Annotated in this window: 15 protein-coding genes; 7 read left to right on the top strand and 8 right to left on the bottom strand. The window is 63.5% G+C overall.

Features of this window, described 5'->3' with window-relative positions:
* The first annotated feature begins 206 nt into the window (after positions 1-206).
* Positions 207-983 carry a carbon-nitrogen hydrolase family protein gene (locus M1P90_RS16145; RefSeq protein ID WP_483703993.1) on the top strand — a complete coding sequence of 259 codons (777 nt, stop codon included), beginning with the start codon at positions 207-209 and terminating at the stop codon, positions 981-983.
* 23 nt (positions 984-1,006) lie between these two features.
* Entirely contained in the window at positions 1,007-1,993 is a 987-nt protein-coding gene (locus M1P90_RS16140; protein WP_483703991.1) for a TIGR03557 family F420-dependent LLM class oxidoreductase, read from the top strand.
* 152 nt (positions 1,994-2,145) lie between these two features.
* Here M1P90_RS16140 and M1P90_RS16135 read toward each other — a convergent pair whose 3' ends face one another.
* Positions 2,146-3,081: a hypothetical protein gene (locus tag M1P90_RS16135; RefSeq protein WP_483703989.1), complete on the bottom strand. Its 936-nt coding sequence runs from the start codon at positions 3,079-3,081 to the stop codon at positions 2,146-2,148.
* An 821-nt stretch (positions 3,082-3,902) separates the two neighbouring features.
* Between M1P90_RS16135 and M1P90_RS16130 the strand changes: the two genes are divergently transcribed.
* Both M1P90_RS16130 and M1P90_RS16125 read left to right on the top strand, forming a co-directional pair.
* Complete coding sequence (locus M1P90_RS16130; protein ID WP_483703987.1) at positions 3,903-4,310, top strand: PPOX class F420-dependent oxidoreductase; 408 nt, start codon at positions 3,903-3,905, stop codon at positions 4,308-4,310.
* A 27-nt stretch (positions 4,311-4,337) separates the two neighbouring features.
* Positions 4,338-6,416: a PP2C family protein-serine/threonine phosphatase gene (locus tag M1P90_RS16125; protein ID WP_483703985.1), complete on the top strand. Its 2,079-nt coding sequence runs from the start codon at positions 4,338-4,340 to the stop codon at positions 6,414-6,416.
* Positions 6,417-6,607: 191 nt separating this feature from the next.
* On the opposite strand, the gene M1P90_RS16120 is transcribed toward M1P90_RS16125, so the two are convergent.
* The gene (locus tag M1P90_RS16120) at positions 6,608-6,979 is read right to left on the bottom strand and encodes a nitroreductase family deazaflavin-dependent oxidoreductase (RefSeq protein WP_483703983.1); all 372 of its coding nucleotides are present in this window, start codon (positions 6,977-6,979) and stop codon (positions 6,608-6,610) included.
* Positions 6,980-7,348: 369 nt separating this feature from the next.
* Between M1P90_RS16120 and M1P90_RS16115 the strand changes: the two genes are divergently transcribed.
* The 3 genes from M1P90_RS16115 to M1P90_RS16105 are packed head-to-tail and all read left to right on the top strand — an operon-like array spanning position 7,349 to position 9,102.
* On the top strand, positions 7,349-8,263 hold the full coding sequence (locus M1P90_RS16115) for a TIGR02587 family membrane protein (RefSeq protein ID WP_483703981.1): 915 nt from the start codon (positions 7,349-7,351) through the stop codon (positions 8,261-8,263).
* Positions 8,260-8,640, top strand: coding sequence for a hypothetical protein (locus tag M1P90_RS16110; RefSeq protein ID WP_483703979.1), 381 nt, complete (start codon positions 8,260-8,262; stop codon positions 8,638-8,640). Before M1P90_RS16115 ends, M1P90_RS16110 begins: the two co-directional genes overlap by 4 nt.
* Positions 8,641-8,658: 18 nt before the next feature.
* A complete protein-coding gene (locus M1P90_RS16105; protein ID WP_483703977.1) occupies positions 8,659-9,102 on the top strand; it encodes a low affinity iron permease family protein in 444 nt (147 codons plus the stop codon).
* 45 nt (positions 9,103-9,147) lie between these two features.
* On the opposite strand, the gene abc-f is transcribed toward M1P90_RS16105, so the two are convergent.
* The 6 genes from abc-f to M1P90_RS16075 form a co-directional block, all read right to left on the bottom strand.
* Positions 9,148-10,818: a ribosomal protection-like ABC-F family protein gene (gene abc-f, locus M1P90_RS16100; protein WP_483703975.1), complete on the bottom strand. Its 1,671-nt coding sequence runs from the start codon at positions 10,816-10,818 to the stop codon at positions 9,148-9,150.
* Positions 10,819-11,052: 234 nt separating this feature from the next.
* Positions 11,053-11,277, bottom strand: a complete 225-nt coding sequence (locus tag M1P90_RS16095; protein WP_483703973.1) for a hypothetical protein — start codon at positions 11,275-11,277, stop codon at positions 11,053-11,055.
* 3 nt (positions 11,278-11,280) lie between these two features.
* A complete protein-coding gene (locus M1P90_RS16090; protein WP_483704649.1) occupies positions 11,281-11,361 on the bottom strand; it encodes a type II toxin-antitoxin system HigB family toxin in 81 nt (26 codons plus the stop codon).
* Positions 11,362-11,409: 48 nt separating this feature from the next.
* The gene (locus M1P90_RS16085; RefSeq protein WP_483703971.1) at positions 11,410-12,501 is read right to left on the bottom strand and encodes a DNA topoisomerase IB; all 1,092 of its coding nucleotides are present in this window, start codon (positions 12,499-12,501) and stop codon (positions 11,410-11,412) included.
* Positions 12,502-12,533: 32 nt separating this feature from the next.
* Positions 12,534-12,953 carry a YybH family protein gene (locus tag M1P90_RS16080; RefSeq protein ID WP_483703969.1) on the bottom strand — a complete coding sequence of 140 codons (420 nt, stop codon included), beginning with the start codon at positions 12,951-12,953 and terminating at the stop codon, positions 12,534-12,536.
* Positions 12,954-13,150: 197 nt separating this feature from the next.
* Positions 13,151-13,558, bottom strand: a complete 408-nt coding sequence (locus tag M1P90_RS16075; protein WP_483703967.1) for a thioredoxin family protein — start codon at positions 13,556-13,558, stop codon at positions 13,151-13,153.
* Positions 13,559-13,608 lie beyond the last annotated feature (50 nt).

Raw genomic sequence — 13,608 nt, 5'->3', positions numbered from 1 at the left:
CGAAGGACGAATGACGAAGGACGAAGGACGAATGATTGCTGCTGGGAACTGCCAATAGCGCTGTTGGTGATCGTTGGTCTTGAAAAATCGGATTACCATCACATCAAGAGACAAGGCTCCATAGAAAGAGGCGTATATTCTCTTGGTGTCTTGGTGTCTTGGTGGTTACGTTTTTAGCAGGCCTGGTATAGCAGAAAGTCATTGTCATGCAGATTCGCGCCACGGTCTGCCAGCTGCGCAACACGCCCGACGACTTTGCCGACGACTGGGAGCGGCTTGCCGAGCACGTGCGCGCAAACGCGAGCGACGTGGTTGTGCTGCCGGAAATGGCCTTTGCGCCCTGGTTCGCAGTGGCCCGCCGCTTTGATATGATCGTCTGGTTCACGGCGGTGGCCGCGCACGATGCCTGGATGCTCCAGCTGGGCGACCTCGCGCCCGCCACCGTGCTTGGCACGCGCCCGCTCGACGTGGGTGCCGAGCGTCGCAACCAGGGCTTTGTGTGGGACGCCGAGGGTGGCTACCGCGCCGTGCACGAAAAATACTACCTGCCCGACGAGCCGGGATTCTGGGAAGCGTCGTGGTACGGGCGCGGCGACGGCAGCTTCGAGCCGTTCGCGTGCGGCGCGGCGCTGGCTGGCATGCAAATCTGCACCGAGCTGTGGTTCCCGCAGCACGCCCGCGCCTACGGGCAGGCCGGTGCGCACCTGCTGGCCGTTCCGCGCGCCACCGAGCTGGCAACGCTCGACAAGTGGCTGGCGGGCGGCCGCGCCGCCGCCGTGATCGCGGGCGCGTTCGTGCTTTCTTCCAACCTTGTCAGCCGTCCCAACCCGCTGGTGACACTCGGCGGCCAGGGTTGGATCATCGACCCGGACGGCGCGGTGCTGGCGCTCACATCCGAAGACGAACCATTCGCCACCGCCACGCTCGACCTCGCGCAGGCCGAGCACGCCAGGCAAACCTACCCGCGCTATGTGCGCGACTAGCGTTTTTCCATAAGGAGAGAACCATGGCAACGATTGGCTACGCCGCCGCGCTTGAGCAGTTCCACCCCACCGAGCTGCTCGAATACAGCCAGCTGGCTGAGCAGCACGGCTTCAAGGGAATTATGGCCGCCGACCACTTCCAGCCCTGGGTGCCGCAGCAGGGGCACAATGGCTTTGTGTGGAGCTGGATGGCTGCGCTCGGCGCGACGACGAAAGAAGTCACCTTCGGCCCCGGCGTGAACTGCCCCTCGTTCCGCTACCACCCGGCCGTGATCGCACAGGCCGCCGCCACGCAGGCCGCCATGACGCCTGGCCGCTTCTGGCTGGGCCTGGGCAGTGGCGAGGCGCTGAACGAGCACGTCGTCGGCGGGGTGTGGCCCGAGCCGCACGTGCGCCTGAAGATGATGCAGGAAGCGATTGACATCATCAAGAAGCTGTTCACCGGCAAGGTCGCGCGGCACGACGACGGCAAATATTTCACCATGGAGCGTGTGCGCCTGTGGACGCTGCCGCCCGAGCCGTGCCCGATCTTTGTCGCCACAGCCGGCCCGATCACCGCGAAATGGACCGGCGAAAACTGCGATGGCATCATCACGCCGGGCGCGGGGCTGGAAAAGCTCAAGGGCCTGCTCGACGCCTTTGAGAAGGGCGCGCGCGCTGGCGGCAAAGACCCGGCCAAGATGCCCAAGCTCTTGCAGTTGCACCTTTCCTGGGCCGACACGCAGGAAGAAGCCACGCAAAACGCCATGGTCGAGTGGCCGAACGGCGGCATGCCCTTCCCGAAGCAAGACATCCGCTCGCCCGAGGATTTTGCCGAGATCGCCAAGCTGGTGCGGCCCGAGAACTACAAGAACCGCATGCTGATCTCACCCGACCTCGATGAGCACCGCGAGTACATTCAGCGCTTCATCGACCTGGGCTTCGACGAGATTCATATTCACAACGTTGGGCGTAACCAGGAACAGTTCATCAAGGCCTTTGGCGAGCAGGTCATTTCCAAGCTGCATTAGTGCGCTTTCAGCGCAGGGGTTAGGGAATAGGGGTTAGGGTTTGGGCGTAGGCGTTAGCCCCTCATCAAGTTCGGGAACCGCTGTACTCGTTTCTTCTTTGAGTGCGATTTTCTGCGCGTAGACATGGTTTGTAGGTACTTTACAGTTTGTGATTAGGCGGCCAGCGTCCACTCAGGCATCAGATGCGCTGGTGAATGCTCCGTGCTGGCTGGTGGATAGCCTAATGCCACCAGCCAGTCAGTCGGCGCATCGCGCATCCCGCTCAGATGCAGCGGGCTCTGACCTTTATGCTTCCCACGAGTAAACACACGATGGTTGTGCCAAACTGCCAGCAACGCCAGCATACCGTTTGTCAGCCTTCGCCGCACCGCCAGATGTGGGCGCAGGATGCTATGCCACCGCTCCACCGCGCTCGAAACCTGCACCGCCTCCTGCCAGGCTGTCAGCAGCACTCGCGCCGCCGCACGCCAGTCCACTGGCACCGCCGCTATCACCTCCGCATCGGTCCACGCCAATTCCTTCCGCCTCAGCCAAGCCCATCCCAGCAGCGCTTGCCGCTCGGCTGCCAGCACTCCACTCAGCTCCTGCTGCACCTGCTGCACCTGGGCACCAAAACTCAGCAGCTTTGGCATTTGCCTCCGAATGCGGCGCGCCAGGCGCCCCAGTTCGGCCTGCTGCTCTCCCGCGCTGCTTTCTGCCAATTCGTCCAACAAGCTCAGCAGCGCGTCCAGTTCGTCTTGCCGCTCGGCCAAGCTCAGCAACCGCTTGCGCCCGACCACCACCACCGCCAGCAATCGATGCAACTCGTCGGTCAAATAGGCCAGCGCAGCGACACCATCGGTCGCTGCCGCCAATTCCTGGCTGTGGCTCTCAAGCGTGCGCTTGGTCGGCCGACCGCGCTGACGTGTCCCAAGCTCGAGGCAGGCAGCTTGGCGCTCAACTGCCGCTGTACGCGCGTGCATCTGGCTCAGGCGGCGCTGCAGGCGAGCCTGCACCAGCGAGCAGGCTTGGAACAGATGCCAGTGGTCGAGTTGCACCAGCACATCGGGCGTGACGTGCTGGCAGGCACTTGTGCATGGGTGCGCCATCGTCCATCACAACCCGCTCCCATCGCAGGCCACGCTCCTGCAAGCTCCACAACAGCAAGGTCCAACTCTCGGTATCGACCGCCAGCGGTCCTTCAGAGGCCCAAACTGCGCCGCTGTGCACATCGACCACGTTCAGATAGGCGGCTCGACCGTGAGCGGGAAAGATTTCGTCGAGCGCCAAGGCGCGAGTGGAAGAAGGAAGGTGCGTGTGCATCCAGGTCAGAGCGCGCTGCTGAGCCTGGTGCAGGACTGCGACGATGGTGGGCAAACTGAGGCCCTGTCCGAGCAATTCCTGGGTCGCGGCTTGAATGCCACGCTGAGAGGCATGCGCGATCCACAGCGTCAGAATGTGGCGAGCGCTGGAGCGGGCAGGCGCGTGAGCAGACGGCGGCGAAAAGGCAGCCGTGATGGCGCGTCGGGCGTGCTCGCGCCAAGCATACAAGGTCGGGCGCGAGACGTGATGTATGCGGCTGAGGCGTGTCACGATACCATACTCGCCTTGATGTGCCAGCAGCAGCGCTGCGGATTGTGCACGCATCTCGGGCGTGCTAGGATGTGTGCGACCCATTGGGTTCTCCCTAGTGATTGGTTGTGGTTGGCCCTTCAACCATACCACTAGGGAGTTTGTCTGTCAGCAGGCAGGGAAAGACTGTAAAGCTGGCTTGGTCTGCCTGAAACCATGTCGTAGCGCAGAAAATCGCACTCAAAATGATCGTTTCTACCTTGCTGCCGCAGGCAAAAGCACAGCGTACATAATCTGCGTAATCTGTGGATGATTCTGATTCCACGGCTCTCGACGCATACTGAATAGAAAGAAGCCCATGCCCACGAATCAGCTCAGCGAGCGCGCTCGCGCCTTTCTGACCGAACCGCGCTTTGGTGTGCTCGCAACTATCAACGCCGACGGCTCGCCCCAGCTCACCACTATGTGGTACGAACTGCAGGGCGACGAGATCATGATGAACACGCTCGCCGGCCGCCTGAAGGACCGCAACATGCGCCGCGATGCGCGCGTGGCGCTGTGCTTTGAAGAAGGCTACCAGTACGTCACGGTGACGGGCACAGTGCGCCTGGTCGAAGATCAGGCCACCGCCCAGGCCGACATCGCGCACCTGGCGCATCGCTACCACCCCGCTGAAAAAGCTGCGCAGATGGTCGAAAACCAGTTCTCGCGCCAGGAGCGCGTGACCCTGCGCATGACAATCGAGCGCGTCAGCGAGCACTGGTAGACCCCGGCATGGTACAATGCTCCGACGATGACGCACCACACGCCGCCAAACGATCTGAGCCGCGCCGCGCGCGCAGCCCTGCAACAACGCCGCTACCCCGACGAGGTGCTGGCGCGTCTCGATGCGCTTGCCGAGCCCGAGCTGCTGGCGCTGCCCTGGGCCGCGCTCTTGCAGGGCCGCCGCCTGTGCCGCCTGCATAGTCGCTTCGCGGAAGCCACCATCCTGATCGACGCGGCGCTGGCGCATTTCCGCGCCGCTGGCGACGGCGAGGGCGAGCTGTGGGCGCTGGCCGAGTGGCTGGTGATGCGCTACCACAACGGCGATTTCACCGCTGGCCTGGAAGAATTGTTCGACGCGCTGGCCCAACCCATGCGCCCCTACCTGCGCGCCGAATTGCTGTTCGGCCACTTCCTGTGCGCGATTGGGCTTGGGAATGTGCGCGATGCGGTTGCGGCCGGCGAAGCCGCGCTCGATGCGCTTGAGGGCGAAAGCGACCCCTGGCTGCAACGGATTGGCCGCATTCAGATGCAGCGCAACATTGCGGCCGGCTACCACTACTATGGCGAAAGCCGCCGCTCGGTTGCTGCCGCCGAGCAGGCCGCCGCGTTGGCCCACTCCCACGCCGACACCGCCGACATGCAGCCCTGGTGCTTCTACGAGCTGGGGCTGGCCCGCTGGCGCTACGGGCAGCTTGCCGCCGCCACCGAAACCCTCGACCACGCGCGCCGCCTGGCCGAGCAGTGGCAGCACCGCGAGCTGTGGCGCTGGGCGGTTGCCGCGCAGGGCCATGTGCTGCGCGACCAGGATCGGCTGGAGGCGGCGCTGGCGGCGTACCAGCTTGCAAACTGCTGGGGCGAAGACCCGGAAGGCCCGGCTTTCATCCAGCTGCGCCAGGGCCACCTGGCCGAAGCGCGCTGGAGCTGCGAGATGCTGCAGCGCATCAGCCCGGCCGCCAGCTCGCAAGGCGATGCCTTTTTCCTGCTTGGCCTGGTCGAGCTTTCCAGCGGCCAGCCCGCCGCCGCGCTGCCCCTGTTCGATCAGGCAATCGAACTCTACCAGACCACCGATTTCAACTATGCCGTGGTGAGCGTGCAGCTCTACCGCGCCGCCGCTGGCATGGCGCTGGGCAACACTGCCTTGCTTGAGGCGGGGCTGCGCGCTTTCCTGGGCCACGCCGCCGCGCAAGAGCTGCTGACCTGCAACTGGTGGCTGCCCGACACGATCGAGCCGCTGCTGGTCTACGCCGCCGGCCACGGCATCGAGCCGGAATGGGCGCAGCGCCTGCTGGCCGAGCGTTTTGTGGGCGCGGCGCTCGTGCCCGGCGAACTGCCTGAAGACGAACAAACCGAGCTGGCGATTGCCAGCCGGATGCAGCAAAGCCTGCTGCCTACCCAGCCGCCGCTTATGCCCGATCTCGACATTGCGGCCCTGGTTCGCCCCGCAGCCGAGATCGGCGGCGATTTTGTGGGCTATTTCCCGCGCGGTGCCGAGCCCGAGGCTGGCTTGCAGCGCCGCCTGGGCGTGGCCGTGGGCGATATTTCGGGCAAGGGTCTGGCGGCCGCATTATTATTGAGTGGAACGGTTGTGGCGCTCAATACGGTCGCCGCCAGCGATGCCCCGCCCGCCCAGGTGGCACGCGCGCTGCACGAGGCTATGCACCCCTACACCAGCCGCAGCCGCATGACAATCGCGTTCTGCTATTGCCTGCTCACGCAGGAAACGGGCGGCTGGGCGCTGCAAACTGTGGGCGCGGGCGCGGTGACACCGCTGCTTCGCCGCGCCGACGGCAGTTGTAGCTGGATCGAGACGGCCGGCTTTCCGCTTGGCACCTTTGCCGGCGCGCAGTGGCGCGAGCAGCACACCCACCTTGCCCCGGGCGATGTGCTGCTGCTGTTTAGCGACGGCGTGGTTGAGGCGATGAACGCCGCGCGCGAGATGTATGGCTTCGAGCGCCTGGCTGGCGTGGTGGGCGCTTTGCCCGCCGACGCCGACGCGCACGCCATCCTCACGGGCGTGCTGGCCGCCGTTGGCGCGCACACCGGCCCCGTCCCCCCGCACGACGACCTGACGCTGATTGTGGTGCGCGTGCTGGCCGGCGCGGCGTAATCAACCGTAGGTATGCATCAGCCCTGGCGCACCCTGCCATCGGCGTATGCAATACGCCCCGGCGCAACCTGCAATCGGCGTATGCAATACGCCCCGGCGCAACCTGCAATCGGCGTATGCAATACGCCCCAGCGCAACCTGCAATCGGCGTATGCAATACGCCCCGGCGCAACCTGCAAACCTGAAACCTGCTAACCTGTCACCCTGTCGCCCATATCCACCGCCACCGCCAGCGCCGTGCGGCCCCACTCGTCCAGATCGCCTTCGCCGCGCGCGGTGTATTTGCCCACCACCAGCTCGCGCGCCAGCGCGTCTTCCGCTGGCGCATCGACCACGCGCGCCGTGCCAGCGAACACGTCGTCGCGCAGCCGCACCTGCACCGCTGGCGTGCGCAGCAGGTTCTTCACCCAATCGGCGTCGTAGCGCCCGCCGGCCAGCATATACAGCGCGCCGCCCTCCAGCGCAAACCAGATCTCGATGGTGTGTGGCCGCCCGCTGACGCGCCCAGTGGTCGTCAGGTAGCAGAAATCATCCTCGGCAAATGCCTGGAAATCGCTTGCCATGTTGGCTTCTCCAATTTCTGTGAGAACAAAATGCGTGCTTGATCATCACGGCAAAGGCGCGGTGTGTCAACCTGTTCTTTCGGGCAAGAGTGTGGGTGAACGGGTGAAGAGGTGAAGGGGTGAGCGCAGAACCAGAAACTGTAACCACGAAGGCACGAAGACACGAAGGACGAAGAGAATCGTAAAACCTGTAACTTGCAAACTTGTAAACCCGCAACTCAAAAACCTCTGTGCCTCTGTGTCTCTGTGGTGAATCTTTCGGTCGTCATTCGTCGGTCGCCGGTCGTCGCCACCCCGAACCATTCGTGGCGCGATGTTTGCTTTATGCCTCTCCGCAGGTGTATGACCTGCACGCAAAGAAGGCGGACAATGCAGTCGACTCTGGCGCAGACAAGCTCCCGGCAGAAAGCAACCAGCCAGCGCAGCGTGGCCGACTCGCTGCGCGAGTATGGGCGCGGCATTGCTGGCGGCCTCTTGTTCAGTTTGCCACTGCTCTACACCATGGAAATGTGGCAGGCCGGCATCACCATGCACCCGCTGCGGCTGCTCGGCGGAGTAATTGCTACGATTGTGCTTCTGCTGGGCTATAACCGCTACGCCGGCCTGCGCGAAGACGCCGGCTGGACCGAGATCGCAATCGACTCGGTTGAGGAGCTGGGGCTGGGCTTTGTGCTCGCAACCGTCCTGCTGATTATGCTTGGTCGTATCACCACCGCCATGCCTGCCAATGAAATCATGGGCAAAATCGTCGTCGAGGCGATGACGATGGCAATCGGTGTGTCGATTGGCACCGCCCAGCTTGGCACCAGCGGCGACGACACCGATGGCGACGATCAGGGCGGCGACGACGAAGAAGATGCCACGCCGACCTTCGCCAGCCAGGTCGTGCTCGGCTTCTGCGGAGCCATGCTGATTGCCAGCAATGTCGCGCCCACCGAAGAAATCATCAAGCTGGCGGTCGAATTGCCGCCCTGGTATGTCGTTGGGCTGGCGGCCGTCTCGCTGCTGCTGGCCGCGCTCATCCTCTTCTTTAGCGGTTTTCATGCCGCCGACCGGGTGAGCCCGCAGCAAGGCCCGCTTTCCATCGTTACGGGCGCAATGGTCAACTACGCCATCGCGCTGCTTGCCTCGGCGGGCGCGCTGTGGTTCTTCGATAGCCTGTCGGGCCTGGGCACCACCACGGGCATGGCCGCCGTGGTGGTGCTGGGCGTGGCCTCGACGCTGGGCGCATCGGCGGGCCGGCTGCTGATTCAAGCGGCAAGCGGGGAGCAAGGAACGTCATGAATCTGCCCAAGAAAAACTGGCTGGAATGGACGGTGTTTGGCGCGAGCGTGCTGCTGGTTGCCGGCGTGCTTGCCTACCTGCTCTACTCCGGCGTGACTCAGGGCGATGCCCCGCCCGACCTGGTGGTGCAGCTTGGCGCGCCAGTGCAGCAAAGTCAGCACTACAGCATTCCGGTTGCCGTCAGCAACCAGGGCGATGGCCCCGCCGAAGACGTGGTAGTTCGCGTCACGCTCGACAGCGGCGGCGAGCCAGAAGAAGCCGAGTTCTCGGTTAGCTACCTGCCCGGTGGCGGCGAGGGCAACGGCTGGGCGACCTTTTCCAGCGATCCTCGCAGCGGAGCGCTTTCAACGCGCATTGTGGGGTACACAACCCCATGATCGCTGCCAGGAACAACAATGAACGATCTATTCCGCAAGTTTGCCAACAAAACCTCTGAGATCGTCGGTTCGCCGTGGGCGTTTATTATCGCTGCAGGCGTTATCATCATTTGGGCGATCTGCGGCCCGATTTTCGGCTTTTCCGACACATGGCAGCTGATAATCAACACGAGTACCACGATCATCACCTTCCTGATGGTTTTTCTCATCCAAAACACGCAAAACCGCGACGCCAAGGCCATTCACCTCAAGCTCGACGAGCTGATCCGCAGCGTGGAAGGCGCACGCGACGAGCTGGTCGATCTGGAAGACCTTTCCGACGATGAGCTGCGCCGCTTGCAGCAGCAGTTCAAGCAGATGCGCGAAGAACAGGGCGGCAATGTGGAAGAGCATGTCGAAAAGCATCTCGACGCGCTGGAAGATGAGATCGAGGACCGTGAGGAAGAAAAAAGTGCGGCGTAGCCAGCCCGGGCGCGTGAGCCATTGCCCACGCGCCCGCTGCCGCATCTAGCGCCGCCGCAGATACCCATCGTAGTCGTCGGCAAAGACGCGCACGCCCCCGCCTGCCACTTCTATCACGCGCTCGGCGAAGCTGCGCAGAAAGGCGCGGTCGTGCGCCACGGCGATCACCGTGCCTTCAAAGGCATCCAGCGCCTGCTCGAAGTGCTCGCGCCCCTCGATGTCGAGGTGGTTCAGCGGCTCGTCGAGCACCAGCAGGTTGCAGCCGCGCAGCACCAGCAGCGCCAGTTGCAGGCGGCTCCGCTCGCCCAGCGAGCACGCGCCCACCGGGCGGAACACGCTGTCGCCGCCGAACAGGAAGAAGTGCAGGAAGTTGCGCGCCTCGGTTTCGCTCATGGCGCGGGCGTTCAGCACGGTTGCCAGCACGGTCGCCTGCGGGTCGAGCGTTTCCTGCTCCTGCGCCATCACGCCCAGGCGCACGTTCGCGCCCAGCCTGACGACGCCAGCCTGCGGTTCGAGCTGGCCCGTAATCAGGCGCAGCAGCGTGGTTTTGCCCGCGCCATTCGGCCCCACCAGCGCCACGCGCTCGCCATACGCCACTTCGAAGCTCACATCTGCCAGCAGCGGTGCATCCGCCCGCCGCCTGTAGTCGAACCGCACATCGTCCACGCGCAGCACAGCGCGCCCGCCAGCCGGCGGCGGCCCAAAGTCGAGCTTGAGACCCCAGCTGTTTTTCGGCTTCTCCACACGCTCGTCGGACTCAAGGTAGCGTTCGAGCTTGCGCTCACGCGATTTCGCCTTCTTTGCCACTTTTTTTGCATAGCGGCGAATCGTCGGCTGCGCCGGGGTGGTGCTTAACTCCACGCCAAGCGCTTGGCCCTTCAAGCGCGCAATATCCGTCTCGACTTGTTCGATGTAGTCTTGCTGCTTCTTCCAGGTTTCAAGCTGGTTCGTGCGCTCCTGATCGCGCGCGTCGGCAAAATCACTGTAGTTGCCGGTGTAGCTCTTGACCGTGCGCGCGAGCGGGTCGAGGTAGAGAATGCGCCCAACGGTGTGATCAAGAAACTCGCGGTCGTGCGAAACCACCAGCACCGCGCCGCCATAGCCGCGCACAAACGTTTCGAGCCACTCCAGCGCGGCCACGTCCAGGTGGTTGGTTGGCTCGTCGAGCAGCAGCAGGTCGGGCGCGCTCAGCAGCAGTGCCGCCAGTCCCAGTCGTGTTTTCTGCCCGCCGCTGAGCGTGCGCGCTGGCGTGGCCGGGTCGAGCGCGCCCAGCTCCAGGCCTTCCAGCACGGCAGCGGCGCGGTGTTCGCGCTCGTAGCCGCCCAGCGCCTCGAACTGCGCCAGCGCCGCGTCATAGGCCGCCAGCGCCGCGTCCATGTCGGCAGCGTCGGCCAGGGCAGCGCCGGCCTGCTCCAGGGCGGCTTCGGCGGCGCTGTAGGCGGCCTGCGCGCCGGCCAGTACCTCGGCAATGGTTTTGCCGCCCAGCAGCTCGCCAAACGACTGCGGCACATAGCCCAGCGTTTGCCCGGCCGGCGAGAAGATCACGCTGCCGCTGTCGGGCTGTTCCTGCCCAACGATACAGCGCAGCAGGGTCGATTTCCCCGCGCCGTTCGGGCCGATCAGCCCAACATGTTCGCCGTCGTTGATGATGAAAGAAGCGCCGGCAAGCACCGTGGCAATGCCGTACGATTTCTGGAGATTCTGAACCTGAAGCATACTATCTTCCTCTCACAATGGAGCCGCCGGGGGTGGCGCTCCGCAGCGTGTACGCAGCGTATTAGTGAGAGATCGATAGCATGCCTGCTCCTTGCTTGGGACAATTCAGCCGGCCGCGGGTGGCCCGGGGCGTGGCACCCGGTATGATACCGCAGCCGGCGCAAGTGCGCAATCCGCCGAAAGGTGGAGCAATGAAGCCGTCACAATCCGAACGATTGGGCCACCCCAACCAAATTATGCAAGTTCGGGAACCTGATCATCCTCGTATTTCTCGATCAGGACACCAATAATTTCCATGAGCGAGGCAAGTGGATGACTTTCGTTTTCGCCAACCACATCGATCAAGGTGTCAAGCATCTGAACCAAGCGGTCGTACTCGTATTCAGTATGCGGTACGAATAACAGTGGCGCTAAAGCAGGCCAAACCTGCTCAACGGTTTCCATCTCGCTTGTCGTCATTGCTTATTCCTTCCACGAACCGCCATCATATTCCGCATGCGTCAGAACTGCGCGAATATACACTTTTTGACGAATGTAGTTCATTGGAACACGAACTGCAAAGCGACATGGGCGAAGGCAGAATATATGGTTCTACCTCGCCTTCGCCTGCTCCTGCGCGAGGCGGCGAATCAACAGACCAAACACAGCCGCTTCTTCGGGGCGCAGCTGCCTGGCCGAAGCCGCAAACTCCTGCTCTACGCGCTGCTGCAACATATCGAGCAGCGTGCCGTCGAGGTAGCAATCGAGCACGGCCGGGTGAACATAGCTCTTGCGGCAGACGGCGGGCGTGTTGCCCAGGCGCTCGGCCACGCTTTCGACAGCGCGCACAATATTCTTTTTCCGCTGTGCCTCGCTGTCGATCGCCTCGAACTCTTGCAGTGCAATGCAGGCAAGCATGGTGCCGGCCCAGGTGCGGAAATCCTTGGCGGTGAAATCATGCCCGCTGATGGCTTGCAGGTAGGTGTTCACGTCGTCGGATTTCACGTCCTGGCGGTTGCCGTCGTCGTCGAGGTACTGAAACAGCTCGTAGCCGGGCAGGTCGCGGCAGCGGCGCACGATTTTCGCCAGCCGCGCGTCCTTCATGGTAATTTCGTGCTGCTTGCCGCTCTTGCCCACGAAATGAAAGGTCACCGTGCCGCCCGCAATATCCACGTGCCGATCGCGCATGGTCGTCAGGCCATAGGAGTTGTTGGTGCGCGCATACTCGTCGTTGCCAACGCGGATGAGCGTGGTTTCGAGCAGGCGCAGCACGGCGGCGAGCACCTTTTCGCGTGGCAAACCGGGCAGCGCCAGATCGTGATCGACGCGCTTGCGCATGGCTGGCAGCGCCTGGGCGAAGGCAATCATGCGGTGGTATTTGGTGTCGTCGCGGGCGGCGCGCCAGCGCGGGTGGTAGCGGTATTGCTTGCGCCCGCGCGTGTCGCGCCCAGTGGCCTGCAGGTGGCCGTTCGGGTCGGCGCAGATCCACACATCGGTATAGGCCGGCGGGATCGCCAGACTATTGATGCGTTTGATCGCTGCGGCGTCGGTGACGCGCCTGCCATCGGGGCCAGTGTAGCTCCAGCCCTTCCCGGCGCGCTTGCGCGTGATGCCGGGCGCAGTGTCGGCCACATAGCGCAGGCCCGCTTCTTTGGCCGACGCAACCGGGTCGGGGCGGGTTTGTTCGAGCATTTCGCTTGTCATAAGGTCGTATTTCTAGCTGCGTGGCGCAGAACTTATTTTGCAGGCTTTTCGCTGACGGCGTCGGCGTGGCGGTGCACCATTTTCCAGCTGTCGCCCTCGCGGCGGTAAATCTCGGTCACGCGCAGGTCGAACGGCACCGGCTCGTCTTTACCGCGCAGTTTGGCCATGGCGCGCTGGTAGCCGGTCCAGTAAGCAATGCCGTCGCTGGCGGCCATCTGCAAAATCTCGAAATGCGTGTCGCTGCCGGTCGCAAAGCCTTTGGCGTCTTCCGCATAGCGTTTCGATACCGTGCTTGCGCCGCTGATGACGCTGCCTAAGGGGCTGAAAAACGTCGCGTCGCCGGTGCGGGCGGAAAGCTCGGCCAGCGGCGCGGGGTCGCCATTAACATAGGCACGCGCGGCGGCCTCGCGCTGCTGCATAAAGCGCTCGAAGTCCTGAAGATCTTTGCTCATTCTTATGCTCCTTCGCGAAAACTCAGTTCTGCTTATAGAGGGGAAGCAAGAACGATACCCGCGAAAAAAGCGCTGGCTGGAAGACATATGCCTTCCAGCCAGCGCGTTCTGCGAGTAGTCAGGAGTCAGGAGTCAGTTTCGAGCTTCATCAGTCGCTTTCAAACCTTCGTGCCTTCGTGTCTTCGTGGTTACGTCGCTCAGCCCACCATCGCGAGCTGCTCGCGCAGCTTCTGGTCGCTGGTGTAACCCAGGTTCAGGTGCCGCACTGCGCCGCGCCGGTCGAGCACAACTGTTGCGGGCACGGTCAGAATGCCGATCTGATCGACCAGCTCGGGATGTTCGAGCGCCGAAAGCGAGCGGATCGTCACGGCGTCGCCAAGCGCGGCGGCCAGGCGCGTCAGCGCGGGCGACTGGCGGGTGCGGCATTCGGCGCAGCTGGGTGTTGAAAAGGACACAATTGCGGGGCGGCCGAGTGGCGCGACATCCGCCAGCGGCGCGTCGTTCGCTAGCCCGCGCAGCTTCCAGGCCCGCCACACGCGCACCATCGCCCAGCCGGCCACAATCGCCAGCGCCAGCCCGCCAAGAATAAGCATTCGTTCAATCATTGGGGTTTCCATTCTACCAGAGAAAAGCATTTATCCACAGATTACGCAGA

Source organism: Kouleothrix sp. 19917 (assembly GCF_057073505.1).
This window is presented reverse-complemented; position numbering and strand designations above follow the sequence as displayed.

Bases quoted from the DNA above. Each gene is read 5' to 3' on its own strand.
- M1P90_RS16075 (WP_483703967.1), bottom strand. From the start codon at position 13,558: ATGATTGAACGAATGCTTATTCTTGGCGGGCTGGCGCTGGCGATTGTG.
- M1P90_RS16125 (WP_483703985.1), top strand. From the start codon at position 4,338: ATGACGCACCACACGCCGCCAAACGATCTGAGCCGCGCCGCGCGCGCA.
- M1P90_RS16140 (WP_483703991.1), top strand. From the start codon at position 1,007: ATGGCAACGATTGGCTACGCCGCCGCGCTTGAGCAGTTCCACCCCACC.
- M1P90_RS16115 (WP_483703981.1), top strand. From the start codon at position 7,349: ATGCAGTCGACTCTGGCGCAGACAAGCTCCCGGCAGAAAGCAACCAGC.
- M1P90_RS16135 (WP_483703989.1), bottom strand. From the start codon at position 3,081: ATGGCGCACCCATGCACAAGTGCCTGCCAGCACGTCACGCCCGATGTG.
- abc-f (WP_483703975.1), bottom strand. From the start codon at position 10,818: ATGCTTCAGGTTCAGAATCTCCAGAAATCGTACGGCATTGCCACGGTG.
- M1P90_RS16095 (WP_483703973.1), bottom strand. From the start codon at position 11,277: ATGACGACAAGCGAGATGGAAACCGTTGAGCAGGTTTGGCCTGCTTTA.
- M1P90_RS16145 (WP_483703993.1), top strand. From the start codon at position 207: ATGCAGATTCGCGCCACGGTCTGCCAGCTGCGCAACACGCCCGACGAC.
- M1P90_RS16085 (WP_483703971.1), bottom strand. From the start codon at position 12,501: ATGACAAGCGAAATGCTCGAACAAACCCGCCCCGACCCGGTTGCGTCG.
- M1P90_RS16090 (WP_483704649.1), bottom strand. From the start codon at position 11,361: ATGAACTACATTCGTCAAAAAGTGTATATTCGCGCAGTTCTGACGCAT.
- M1P90_RS16120 (WP_483703983.1), bottom strand. From the start codon at position 6,979: ATGGCAAGCGATTTCCAGGCATTTGCCGAGGATGATTTCTGCTACCTG.
- M1P90_RS16110 (WP_483703979.1), top strand. From the start codon at position 8,260: ATGAATCTGCCCAAGAAAAACTGGCTGGAATGGACGGTGTTTGGCGCG.
- M1P90_RS16080 (WP_483703969.1), bottom strand. From the start codon at position 12,953: ATGAGCAAAGATCTTCAGGACTTCGAGCGCTTTATGCAGCAGCGCGAG.
- M1P90_RS16130 (WP_483703987.1), top strand. From the start codon at position 3,903: ATGCCCACGAATCAGCTCAGCGAGCGCGCTCGCGCCTTTCTGACCGAA.
- M1P90_RS16105 (WP_483703977.1), top strand. From the start codon at position 8,659: ATGAACGATCTATTCCGCAAGTTTGCCAACAAAACCTCTGAGATCGTC.